Origin of the sequence: Mesorhizobium sp. M6A.T.Ce.TU.002.03.1.1 (assembly GCF_003997275.1) — a bacterium.
In the GTDB taxonomy this organism is placed as follows: domain Bacteria; phylum Pseudomonadota; class Alphaproteobacteria; order Rhizobiales; family Rhizobiaceae; genus Mesorhizobium; species Mesorhizobium mediterraneum.
Map to the genome: position 1 here is coordinate 1 of NZ_RZTI01000075.1, position 11940 is coordinate 11940.

Sequence of the window (11940 nt, forward strand, 5' to 3'; positions counted from 1 at the left end):
TCCTTAGCCTTCTGCTTGGCGAGCACATTTGGCAACAGGCCGACCGACTTGATATCGACCCGGTCCCAACGATTCTCCGGCACGGTGATAACCTTGATTCCGCTTTCGGCCCTCTTCGCTGCAGCAGCGGGGTCGGCTTTCCTGGCGGTCACCACCAGCGACGGCTTCGTGCCCGCCGCCGGGAAAATAAAGTCACGGCTGGCGACGCCACGCGTCACCTGAAGATAGACCAGGCCATCGGTGACATGGTTGCGGCGAACCACCTCGCGCATGATAATCGGCAACACGCCCCGCGTGACCGGCCAGTCGATCGACAATTCGGTCAGCGAGCGGTTCAGCCGTCCGAGATGGCGAGGCATATCGACGATGAAGCCGCGCGCTACCTCGCAGACCTCGTAGACACCATCGGCGAACTGATAGCCACGGTCCTCGATATGCACGAAAGCGTCGGCGTGAGCGACGTAGCGCCCGTTCACATAGGCAATGCGCGGCATGAGGTCACCCCTGGAGAAGTCAGCGCATGGGTCATGCGCAAAAATCAAAATGCTACAGCGTCCTTTGCGCATCCCAAAAGACGCGCGGCGCTTTCTTATGCGATTCCGCCAGCGCCGTAACCGATAATTGCGTAGGCCACCATTGGATTGGCTATCAGACGCCCAGCGACTTCAGCTTGCGGTGAAGCGCCGAGCGCTCCATGCCGATGAACTCGGCCGTTTTCGAGATGTTGCCGCCAAAACGGTTGATCTGGGCGATCAGATAATCCTTTTCGAACTGTTCGCGCGCCTCACGCAGCGGCAGCGCCATGATGTGCTGATCGGATTGGTTTGGCGTGCGCGGCATGACATCGCCGATCTCGGCAGGCAAGAGGTCGGCGGTGATCGGCGCATCGATATCGTCGCCGCGCGCCAGGATCATCAGCCGCTCGACATTGTTGCGCAACTGGCGGACGTTGCCCGGCCAGTTGTGCGCCTGCAGTACCGCCAGCGCGTCGTCGCCGATGCGCCGCGGCCGGATGCCGGCCTGGCGGGCGATCTGCTTCATGAAATTGTCGACCAAATAGGGAATGTCCTCCCGCCGTTCGGCCAGTCCCGGTACCATCACCGGAACCACCGCCAGGCGGTGATATAGATCCTCCCGGAAACGACCGTCGGCGATCATCGCCTCCAGGTTCTGCGAGGTCGATGAAATGATTCGGACATCGACCTTGACCCGTTTGGTGCCCCCTACCCGCTCGAACTGCTGTTCGACCAGCACGCGCAGGATCTTGTTTTGCGTTTCGCGCGGCATGTCGGCCACTTCGTCAATGTAGAGAATGCCGCGATGGGCTTCCTCAAGCGCGCCGACCTTGCGTTCGACACCGTTTGATTCGGTGCCGAACAGCTCGACTTCCATGCGTTCGGGCGTGATGTTGGCAGCGCTCAGCGTGACGAACGGTGCCCCCTTGCGCGCCGACAGTGTGTGGATGGCGCGTGCCGCGAGTTCCTTGCCCGACCCGGACGGGCCGATGATCATGACGCGGCTGTTGGTCGGCGCGACGCGTTCGATGGTCTGACGCAACTGGCTCATCGCCGACGACATGCCGATCAGGTCGAAGGTTTCGCCGCTGCGCAGCTTGAGATCCGAAACCTCGCGTCTCAGCTTCGAGGTTTCAATCGCACGTTCGGCGATAAGGATCAGCCTGTCGGCCTTGAACGGCTTCTCGATGAAGTCATAGGCGCCGCGACGTATGGCCGAGACCGCCGTTTCGATGTTGCCGTGGCCCGAGATCATCACCACGGGCAGGCTCGGATGCATTGTCTTGATCTCGTCCAGCAGCGCCAGTCCGTCCAGACGTGAGCCCTGCAGCCAGATGTCGAGGAAAATCAGCCTCGGCGCCCGGTCGGCGATCGCCGCCAGGGCGCTGTCGGCATCGAATGCCGTGCGGGTTTCGTGACCTTCGTCGCTCAGGATACCGGCGACAAGTTCGCGGATGTCTTCCTCGTCATCGACGATGAGAATGTCAGACGCCATTACCGACCTTTTCAGTTTCTCTTTCGTGTTCCGTCCTGCCTTCGCCGCTCGACGGCACGGTGGCGGCAAGCGGCAGGATGATGCTGATCATCGCGCCCCGCCCGCCGTGGAAATCCACCGGCGCGTCATGCAGTTCGAGCCGGCCGCCATGGTCTTCCACTATCTTCTTGACGATAGCGAGGCCGAGCCCCGTGCCCTTCTCGCGTGTCGTCATGTAAGGCTCGAGCAATCGCTGACGATTCTCGCGCGGCAAGCCCTTGCCATTGTCGATGACGTCAATGCGAATCGCGCCATTCTGGCGCCCGGCTTGAATCCGGATTATGCCGTGCGAGCGGTCCTTTTGATCAAGTCCGTCGATCGCCTCGGCTGCGTTCTTGATAATATTGCCAAAAGCCTGCGCCATCAGGCGGCTGTCGAAAGTGCCCTTGAGCGGTTCGTTGCCGAATACGCGCTCGAAGGTGATATCGGCGCGGCTCACTTCGACGAGGAACGAGGCTTCGCGCAACGACTCGCGCAAATCGAGGGCCTTCATTTCGGGCTTGGGCATGCGTGCGAAAGCGGAGAACTCGTCGACCATGCGGCCGATATCCTCCACCTGCCTGATGATCGTGTCGGTGCACTGATCGAAAACCTCGCGGTCTTCGGTGATGACTTTGCCGTAACGGCGCTTGATGCGCTCGGCGGAAAGCTGGATCGGTGTCAGCGGGTTCTTGATCTCGTGGGCGATGCGCCGCGCCACATCCGCCCATGCCGAGGAACGCTGCGCCTGGACCAGATCGGTGATGTCGTCGACCGTCACGACATAGGATTTCTCCTCCGAACCGTCGTCGCCGGCCTCGACCGTGATCTGCACGTTGAAGGTCCGCTCCGTGCCGGCGCGATAGAAGGTCACCTGCTCGCGGTGGACAGGCTTTCCCGACTTGCGGCCGATCTCGAAGACGCGGCCGACATGCGGCAGCACGGCGGAGAGATTTTGCCCGAGTGCGGCAGTGGCGGAAATGGCCAGCATCGTTTCGGCCGATCGGTTGACGATGGTGACGATACCATAGGGATCGACGCCGATGACGCCGGCGGTGACGCCGGCAAGCACGGCTTCCGAAAAACGCCGCCGCTCGTCGATCAAATCCTTGGCGGACAGAATCTCGTTACGCTGCGATTTCAGTTCCAGCAGCATCTTGTTGAAGGTGTCGCCGAGCGAGGCGACGTCGCCGTCGGAGGGCCGAACGGGCACGGCAACGTCGAGATTGCCGGTCGCAACCTCGTCGGCCGCGCCGATGAGCTGGCGGATGGGCCGCACCAGGCGATCAGCCACGGCAATGCCGGTCCAGATGGCGGACAGAATGATGATCAGCGTCAGCGACAGGTAGGGAAGTGCGAAGGCCACCTGCGAGGTGCGGCGATTGGCTTCCAGACCGCGATATTCGTCGGTGTTGGACCTGACAATCTGTCGCGCCTTGATCACCTCGGGATCGACGAGGCGGATGGTGTAGAGATAAAGCCCTTCGATCTCGCGCAGCTTGACGATGGCGCCCATGATGTTGCGCGTCTTCGGCTCGATCAGCACCGGCCTGCCGTCGGCGGCACTGCTCATGGCGCCTTCCGGCGGCTCCGGCATGGCGAAATCGGCGTCGGTCTTGGCGCTCATGACGAATGAACCGTCTGGCTTGACCAGCGCGGCATGGGCCAGCGAGCGTCCGACGGCTTCCTTGTTCATGAGGTCGAGGAAGCCGGTTCTATCGAGGCCATAGAGCGTGCGGGAGGCGTCGAGATCGTAGGCCATCGACAGGGTCGTTCCCTGGAGATTGCGCGCGTTCTCCTGCACATAGGCATCGGCGATCGACAGCGACGAATTGACGATCGTCTTGGTGCGGATCTCGAACCAGCGATCAAGACCAATGTCGAGTGTGATCGACGCGATGATCGCCACCATGATGGCGGGAATCGCGGCGACTAGCGCGAACATCGCGACGATCCGTACATGCAGCCGCGACGCCGCCTTGCCGCGCCGGCGCGCCATCAAAATGCGATGCACTTCGCGACCGACCAGCGCAATCAGAAACACGATGAACGCCGCGTTGAGGGCGATGAGCGCCAGCGTCGTCCTCTCGTCCGGCGTGATCGGCGTGGCACCGACGAGAATGGCGAAGGAGATCGCCGCCGTAACCAGCGCACCGGCAACTGCCACCACGCCGGGCAGCGCAAGCAGCCGGCGCCCTTCCCTTGTGCCGGGTTCGCTGAAAAGCGGTTCGCTCAGTGTCGGTGCCTGTGAAGCCATGTCGCCGTCTAGAGCCAGTGATTGCGTCGGATGTATGCAACGCATTGTGGCGATTATGCAACAAGTGTGACCTGGACGGAAATGTTTCGGCGATCGATCCCCCGGAAAAAGGCGTCGCTCTATTCGCATCGGCCCGAAAATCGGGATCGATTTTCGGAAGGCACGACGCGAAACTCAAAGCGTTATAGCGAACGTTTGTACGCCCGCGTGGAACGTACGTCGCTCTAAGCCTGCCTGGTCGATTTGTAGACGTTGACGCCGAGTTCGCGAATTTTCTTGCGCAGCGTGTTGCGGTTGAGGCCCAGGAGCTCCGCAGCCTTGATCTGATTGCCGCGGGTTGCCGTCATCGAGGCCAGCACCAGCGGATATTCGACCTCGGAGAGAATGCGCTGATAGAGGCCGGCAGGCGGCAAATCGCCGGCGAATGACGCAAAATACCGCTGCAGGAAATGTTCCACCGCCTGGCCGATGGACAGGTCGTCGGGAATGAGGTTGCCGCCACCGGGAACGACCGGCCTCTCGCCGGTCTTCAGTTCCGCCTCGATGATCTCGGCGGAAATCTCATCCTGCGAATAGAGCGCGGCCAGCCTGCGGACAAGGTTTTCGAGCTCGCGCACGTTGCCGGGCCACGGATAGCGCTTCATCAGCTCGATGCCGCCGGTGGAAATGCGCTTGGTCTGCAGGCCTTCGCTGGCGCCGAGCTTGAAGAAGTGCCGCACGAGATCCGGAACGTCCTCGGACCGCTCGCGCAGCGCCGGCAGCCTTAGCGGCACGACGTTCAGGCGATAGAAGAGATCCTCGCGGAAAAGCCCCTGATTGATCAGCGTGCGCAGATCCTTGTTGGTAGCGGCGACGATGCGCACGTCGGTCTTGATCGGCGTGCGGCCGCCGACCGTGGTGTATTCGCCCTGTTGCAGGACACGCAGCAGGCGCGTCTGCGCTTCCATCGGCATGTCGCCGATCTCGTCGAGGAAGAGCGTGCCGCCTTCGGCCTGCTCGAAACGGCCGGTGGAGCGGTTCTGCGCGCCGGTGAAGGCGCCCTTCTCGTGCCCGAACAGTTCCGATTCGATCAGGTCGCGCGGGATCGCCGCCATGTTGATCGCAACGAAGGGCCCGCCGCGGCGGCGGCCGTATTCGTGCAGCGCGCGTGCCACCAGCTCCTTGCCGGTGCCCGATTCGCCTGAAATCATCACCGTCAGGTCGGTCTGCATCATGCGCGCCAGCATGCGGTAGATATCCTGCATGGCGGCCGAACGGCCGACCAGCGGCATCGTTTCCGGCGGCTCGTCCGCCCGCGCATCTATCTTTGGCCGTCGGGGTTCGGAAAGCGCCCGGTTGACGATGTTGAGAAGCTCGGTCAGGTCGAACGGTTTCGGCAGATATTCGTAGGCGCCGGTCTCGGAGGCGCGAATCGCGGTCATGAACGTGTTCTGGGCGCTCATGACGATGACGGGCAGTTCCGGCCGCGCCTTCTTGATGCGCGGCAGCATATCGAAGGCGTTCTCGTCCGGCATGACCACGTCAGTGATGACGAGATCGCCCTCGCCCGCCGCCACCCAGCGCCACAGCGTCGAGGCGTTGGAGGTCACGCGCACCTCATGACCGACGCGCGAAAGCGCCTGGTTGAGGACCGTGCGGATGGCCGCATCGTCGTCGGCGACGAGAATATTGCCGCGAACCGTCATTTGCGGTCTCCTTCGCCATCATCGTCTGTGCCGAACGGCGTTTCTTTCCAGGCTGGCATCAGAATGCGGAAAGTGGTTCCGCGCGGCGTCGAATCGCATTCGATGATGCCGCCATGCTCGCCGACTATTTTCGCGACCAGCGCAAGACCAAGCCCCGACCCGTTCGGCTTGGTGGTGATGAAGGGATCGAACAGGATCGGCAGGATATCTTCGGAAACGCCGGAGCCGTTGTCGCGCACGCAGAATTCGAGCGGCAGCGACACGCGGCCTTGCGATCCCGGAACGGAGACACGTATGCCCGGCCGGAACGCGGTCGACAGGGTGATCTCGCCTTGCGGATCGCCGCCAATGGCCTCGGCAGCATTCTTGACCAGGTTGAGGAACACCTGGATGAGCTGATCACGATTGGCAAAAACCGGAGGCAATGATGGATCATAATCCTCCAATATCTTGATCCGCTTGGCAAAACCGTTCTTGGCAATCGCCTTCACATGGTCGAGCACGACATGAATATTGACCGGATAGCGGTCGATCGGTCGCTCGTCGGAAAACACCTCCATGCGATCGACCAGCGAGACGATGCGGTCGGTCTCGTCGGTGATCAGCCGGGTCAGCGCGCGATCTTCATCGGAAGCAGACAGTTCGAGCAGCTGGGCAGCACCCCGTATGCCGGATAGCGGGTTCTTGATCTCGTGGGCAAGCATCGCGGCCAAGCCGGTCACCGAGCGTGCCGCGCCGCGATGCGTCATCTGCCGATCGATCTTGTCGGCCATCGATCGCTCCTGGAACATCACCACGACGGAACCCGGAAATTCCGACACCGGGGCGACATAGAGATCGACAACTTTCTCAATGCCAAGGCGCGGCGACGACACATCGACCCGATATTCGTTGACGGGTGCCCGGCGCTCGCGCACCTGGTCGACAAGCGTCAGCAACGGGCTGCCGAAGGGAATGAGCTTGGGTAGTGTGTTACGGGCGAGCATGGTCGCGCTCGAGCGGAAGAAATCCTCGGCATCGGCATTGGCGAAGGTGATGAACCCTTCCGCATCGACCATGATCACCGGGCGGCGGATGGTGTTGAGCACGATGTGGGCGGCGTCCGCCATATCCGTGCTCTGTGTAACGGTGGCATTCATGCCGCGCCCCGCAGGTTCATCGCCTCGGGAGCGTGTGAAAGCACCTCGCGCAACGCGGCAATGACGCGGACGGGCTCGAAGGAGGTGAGGATGGCCTTTCGCTGCTCATCAGCGACGCCAGCGGCGTGGCGGTCGAGATACCAGCCAAGATGCTTGCGCGCCTGGCGCACGCCGCTTTCGGTGCCGTAGAGCGTCAGCATGTCCTCGTAGTGGGCAACGACATAGTCGGCCAACACTTCAGGGCTTTCAGGCACGCCGGGCGTTGCCTTCTTTGCCGCGGCTGTCGCGATGCTGCCTGCCGTCCACGGCGCGCCATAATGCGCGCGGCCGATCATCACCGCGTCGGCGCCCGACTGGTCGAGGATCATTGCTGCCTCGGCCAGCGAGCCGACATCGCCATTGGCAACGACCGGTATCGACACAGCCTGCTTTACGCGTGCGATGGCGCGCCAGTCGGCCTTGCCCTGGTAGAACTGGCAGCGCGTGCGGCCATGCACTGTCACCATCTTGACGCCCGCCTGCTCAGCGCGGCGCGCTAGCATCGGCGCGTTGAGCGCGCTTTCGTCCCAGCCGAGCCGCATCTTGACCGTGACCGGCACCTCGACCGCGCCGACCACCGCCTCGATCAGCGACAAAGCGTGATCGAGATCGCGCATCAGCGCCGAACCGGCATAGCCGCCCGTCACCTTCTTGGCCGGGCAGCCCATGTTGATGTCGATGATGTCGGCGCCCTCGCCCGCGGCTATACGGGCGCCCTCGGCCATGTGCGCCGCCTCACGGCCGGCAAGCTGCACCATGTGAACAGGCAGCCCGGAATGACGGATGCGCAAGCCGCAACCGGCCCTGCCTTTGGCAAGCTCGCCGCTCGCCACCATCTCCGACACGACCAACCCGGCGCCGTGCGCATAGGCACGCTGCCGGAACGGCTCATCTGAAATACCCGACATGGGCGCGAGGAAGGCGCGATTGCGGATTCTCACACTTCCCACGTCCAGCGGCGAAGCCAATTTGGTCAGGTCAAGCATGCACAAAAACCAAGCATTTTTAATTGCTGCACATTCTCTAGCCAGAATGATAGCGAAGTGCAACGCGCAATGACGTCGCATTAAGGCGCATTTAGGAAAAATGCCGGCCTTCAGCCCCTACCGCGCCCAAGCGCCGTGCTTCTTTGGGAAGGACGCCTTGGGCACTTTGCATCTGCGCATGATCTCTTCCGAAAAGCGATTCCACTTTTCGGGATCATGCGCTAAGCGTCTCGGCATGACAGATGCAAGCGAAAAGCAAGCCTCGGCGGCGGACAACAAAGTTGCAGTCGTTATTGTCGCTGCCGGCCGCGGCGCGCGCGCGGGTCAGGCCGACGGACCAAAGCAATACCAAAGGATCGGTGGCCGTGCCGTCATCGCGCGCACACTGGACGTGTTTTTGGCGCATCCGAGAATCGGTCCCGTCGTCGTCGCCATCCATGCCGACGACAGCGCGCTTTTTCGCACCGCCGCCGGAGCCAACGCCGATCGGGTCGTCACGGTAACGGGTGGCGCGTCCAGGCAAGACTCCGTTCGGCTCGGGCTGCTTGCGCTGAGAGGCCATGCGCCGGGCCAGGTTCTGGTCCATGATGCCGTTCGCCCGTTCGTCGACGCGGAATTGATAGACCGTACGATCGCCGCCATCGGCGAACGCCAGGGAGCGCTGCCTGCCCTACCAGTCGCCGACACGCTGAAACGTGAATCGGCCGCCGGCATGATCGGCGAGACGGTTTCCAGGAACGGGCTTCATTCAGCCCAGACGCCGCAAGGCTTTCCGTTTTGGCCAATCCTGGCCGCCCACGAAAAGGCACATCATCTCGGCAAGGCGGACTTCACCGACGATGCCGCGATCGCCGAGTGGGCACATATTCCGGTGAAGATCGTTCCGGGCTCGCCGGATAATGTCAAACTCACCTGGGCAAGAGATATTTCGATGGCGGATCAGCGGCTTTCCGGCGAACGGCCGCGCTTTCCAGACATCCGCACCGGCAATGGCTACGACGTTCATGCGTTCGAGCCCGGTGACCATGTCATCCTGTGCGGCGTCTCCATCCCGCACGACAAGAAACTGTCCGGCCATTCGGACGCCGACGTCGGCCTGCACGCCTTGACCGACGCGCTGCTCGCCACCTGCGGCGCCGGCGACATCGGCACGCATTTCCCGCCATCGGATCCGCAGTGGAAGGGCGCGGCCTCGCGGATCTTCGTCGAACATGCGGCGAGACTGGTGCGCGCGCGCGGCGGGCGCATCGCAAATGCCGACATAACGCTGATCTGCGAGGCGCCACGGGTCGGCCCGCATCGCGAAGCAATGACAGAAACCCTTTCGGCAATGCTGGGAATTTCCCGGAACCGTGTCTCGATCAAGGCGACAACCAACGAAAAGCTCGGCTTTGTCGGCCGCGAGGAAGGGATAGCCGCCATCGCGACCGCCAGTGTCGTGTTTCCAGGGGATGTCCCCGAATGAGCAACAACGATCTCGCAGATGCCCTGCTTCAAGCCTGCCAGCAGCGCGACATCATGCTGGCGACGGCCGAGAGCTGCACCGGCGGCATGATCATCGCCGCCCTGACCGACATCGCCGGCTCTTCCACGGTGGTCGACCGGGGTTTCATCACCTATTCCAACGAGGCGAAGACGGAGATGCTCGGCGTTTCCGCCGCCACGCTTGAGGCGCATGGCGCGGTCTCGCGGGAAACGGCGATCGAGATGGCGCAGGGCGCCCTGACCCGTTCGCGCGCCGGACTGACCCTCGCCGTCACCGGCATTGCCGGTCCAGGCGGCGGCTCGACGGAAAAGCCCGTCGGCCTGGTCTGGTTCGGTGTCGCCTTGACTGGTCGGCCGGTCGTCAGCGAATGTCAGTTGTTCACCGACAAAGGCCGCAATTTCATCCGCCAGGCGACGGTCAAGCATGCGCTTGAACTGGGCTTGCGCGCACTCGCTGCGGATCAGGCTGCTGGCGCTGGCCCATAGATGACGTCGGCGCGCTTCTCGAACGCCTCGGAGAACATGCGGAAGGCGCGATCGAACATCGTTCCCATCACCGCGCCCAGAATACGGCTCTTGAATTCGTAGTCGATGAAGAAGCAGACGTTGCAACCGCCGTCGGCCGGCTCGAAACGCCAGGCATTGCTCAAATATTTGAACGGACCGTCGATGTATTTTACGTCGATGGCGTTCTCGTCAGGCTTTAGCAGCACCTGCGTGGTGAAAGTCTCGCGGATCGCCTTGTAGCCGATGCTCATGTCGGCGATGAGCAGTGTGCGGCCGTTGCGTTCCTTGCGCGAGCGAACCGTCAGCGCCTCGCAAAGCGGCAGGAATTGTGGATAGGATTCGACATCGGCAACCAGAGCAAACATCTGCTCCGGCGTATGGGAAACGCGACGGTGGGCTTCGAATTGCGGCATGAAACCAGTGTGTTAGGCGGACTTTCTGAGAAACGCTTCGCGCGCCGCGCGCAGCCTGGCGAAATCGTCGCCGGCATGGTGCGACGAGCGCGTCAGCGGGCTTGACGCCACCAGCAGGAAGCCCTTGGTCTTGCCGATGGTCTCGAAGGACTTGAATTCCTCCGGCGTGACGAAGCGGATAACCGGATGATGCTTCTTCGACGGCTGCAGGTACTGGCCGATGGTCATGAAGTCGACATTGGCCGAACGCAGATCGTCCATCAGCTGCAGGATCTCGTTCCGCTCCTCGCCAAGGCCAACCATGATGCCGGATTTGGTGAAGATCGACGGATCGAGCTCCTTGACCCGTTGCAACAGCCTGATCGAATGGAAATAGCGGGCGCCCGGCCGGACCGTCAGATAGTTCGACGGCACGGTCTCCAGATTATGGTTGAAAACGTCGGGCTTCGCCGCCACCACGATCTCCAGCGCGCCTTCCTTGCGCAGGAAGTCGGGCGTCAGGATTTCGATCGTCGTCGACGGCGTTGCCGCCCTGATGGCGCGGATGACCTCGGCAAAGTGCTGAGCTCCGCCATCGGCGAGATCGTCGCGGTCGACGGAGGTGATGACGACATGGGTCAGACCCATCTGCTTGACAGCGTGGGCGACGCGGGCCGGCTCATCGGGATCGAGCGCGGTCGGTATACCGGTAGCCACGTTGCAGAAGGCGCAGGCGCGCGTGCAGATCTCGCCCATGATCATGAAGGTGGCGTGCTTCTTTTCCCAGCACTCGCCGATATTGGGGCAACCGGCCTCTTCGCACACCGTCACGAGCTTGTGCGACTTCACGATCTCGCGCGTCTCGGCATAGCCTTTCGACATCGGCGCCTTGACGCGGATCCAGTCGGGCTTGCGCAGCACGTCCTGGTCGGGCTTGTGCGCCTTTTCAGGATGCCGCAGGCGCGGCGCATTGGCGATCGTGTCGAGGACGGTGACCATCTGAAATCCGGTTCGTTGGCGATCGCCTGTCCGACGTTCGCTTTTCACAAGTCATCTAAGACTTTTCGCTGCAAAGAAAAAGGCCGCGGCGGCGCATGCCGCCACAGCCGCGTTCGCATGGCAAGAGTTCAGCAACTAACGGCGCACCATGCGCCCTACCCAGATCAGCAGGCAGGCACCGATGAAGCCGGTGATCAGATAGGCGATCCAGCCGGCGCCGAAGGCGCCGATGTTGAGCGCCTGCAGGATGGCATTCAGCACGATCGCGCCAACGATGCCAAGAATGATGTTCATCAGGATGCCGGTGTTGCTCTTCATGAACATCTCGGCAAGCCATCCTGCCAAACCGCCGATGATGATCGCTGCTACCCAGCCCACGCCGTTCACGTCCATATGCCCTATCCTTGTGTGATGAATGCATCC

Annotated in this window: 11 protein-coding genes; 2 read left to right on the forward strand and 9 right to left on the reverse strand. The window is 62.3% G+C overall.

Annotation, left to right across the window (positions count from 1 at the left end; all coding sequences use genetic code 11):
- The 6 genes from EOC93_RS20900 to dusB form a co-directional block, all read right to left on the reverse strand.
- A partial coding sequence (locus EOC93_RS20900) for an aminotransferase class IV (RefSeq protein ID WP_206532256.1) occupies positions 1-494 on the reverse strand: 494 nt, incomplete at its 3' end.
- 154 nt (positions 495-648) lie between these two features.
- The gene (locus tag EOC93_RS20905) at positions 649-2010 is read right to left on the reverse strand and encodes a sigma-54 dependent transcriptional regulator (protein WP_027153990.1); all 1362 of its coding nucleotides are present in this window, start codon (positions 2008-2010) and stop codon (positions 649-651) included.
- The gene (locus EOC93_RS20910; RefSeq protein ID WP_164759221.1) at positions 2000-4285 is read right to left on the reverse strand and encodes a PAS domain-containing sensor histidine kinase; all 2286 of its coding nucleotides are present in this window, start codon (positions 4283-4285) and stop codon (positions 2000-2002) included. Before EOC93_RS20910 ends, EOC93_RS20905 begins: the two co-directional genes overlap by 11 nt.
- Positions 4286-4509: 224 nt before the next feature.
- On the reverse strand, positions 4510-5970 hold the full coding sequence (ntrC, locus tag EOC93_RS20915; RefSeq protein WP_095488622.1) for a nitrogen regulation protein NR(I): 1461 nt from the start codon (positions 5968-5970) through the stop codon (positions 4510-4512).
- Positions 5967-7109 carry a nitrogen regulation protein NR(II) gene (locus EOC93_RS20920; protein WP_095488621.1) on the reverse strand — a complete coding sequence of 381 codons (1143 nt, stop codon included), beginning with the start codon at positions 7107-7109 and terminating at the stop codon, positions 5967-5969. Before EOC93_RS20920 ends, ntrC begins: the two co-directional genes overlap by 4 nt.
- The gene (dusB, locus tag EOC93_RS20925) at positions 7106-8134 is read right to left on the reverse strand and encodes a tRNA dihydrouridine synthase DusB (RefSeq protein WP_095488620.1); all 1029 of its coding nucleotides are present in this window, start codon (positions 8132-8134) and stop codon (positions 7106-7108) included. Before dusB ends, EOC93_RS20920 begins: the two co-directional genes overlap by 4 nt.
- A 235-nt stretch (positions 8135-8369) precedes the next feature.
- Between dusB and EOC93_RS20930 the strand changes: the two genes are divergently transcribed.
- Both EOC93_RS20930 and EOC93_RS20935 read left to right on the forward strand, forming a co-directional pair.
- Positions 8370-9599 carry a bifunctional 2-C-methyl-D-erythritol 4-phosphate cytidylyltransferase/2-C-methyl-D-erythritol 2,4-cyclodiphosphate synthase gene (locus tag EOC93_RS20930; protein WP_127205567.1) on the forward strand — a complete coding sequence of 410 codons (1230 nt, stop codon included), beginning with the start codon at positions 8370-8372 and terminating at the stop codon, positions 9597-9599.
- The gene (locus tag EOC93_RS20935) at positions 9596-10105 is read left to right on the forward strand and encodes a CinA family protein (RefSeq protein ID WP_126106660.1); all 510 of its coding nucleotides are present in this window, start codon (positions 9596-9598) and stop codon (positions 10103-10105) included. The genes EOC93_RS20930 and EOC93_RS20935 overlap by 4 nt, the downstream gene beginning before the upstream one ends.
- Here the strand turns inward: EOC93_RS20935 and EOC93_RS20940 are convergent.
- The 3 genes from EOC93_RS20940 to EOC93_RS20950 all read right to left on the reverse strand — a co-directional run bounded on the left by EOC93_RS20940 (position 10081) and on the right by EOC93_RS20950 (position 11910).
- Positions 10081-10539 carry a type II toxin-antitoxin system RatA family toxin gene (locus tag EOC93_RS20940; RefSeq protein WP_126106661.1) on the reverse strand — a complete coding sequence of 153 codons (459 nt, stop codon included), beginning with the start codon at positions 10537-10539 and terminating at the stop codon, positions 10081-10083. The two genes, EOC93_RS20935 and EOC93_RS20940, sit on opposite strands and share 25 nt — an antisense overlap.
- A gap of 12 nt (positions 10540-10551) precedes the next feature.
- A complete protein-coding gene (lipA, locus tag EOC93_RS20945) occupies positions 10552-11517 on the reverse strand; it encodes a lipoyl synthase (protein ID WP_126106662.1) in 966 nt (321 codons plus the stop codon).
- Positions 11518-11652: 135 nt separating this feature from the next.
- Positions 11653-11910: a GlsB/YeaQ/YmgE family stress response membrane protein gene (locus tag EOC93_RS20950; RefSeq protein ID WP_095488615.1), complete on the reverse strand. Its 258-nt coding sequence runs from the start codon at positions 11908-11910 to the stop codon at positions 11653-11655.
- Positions 11911-11940 lie beyond the last annotated feature (30 nt).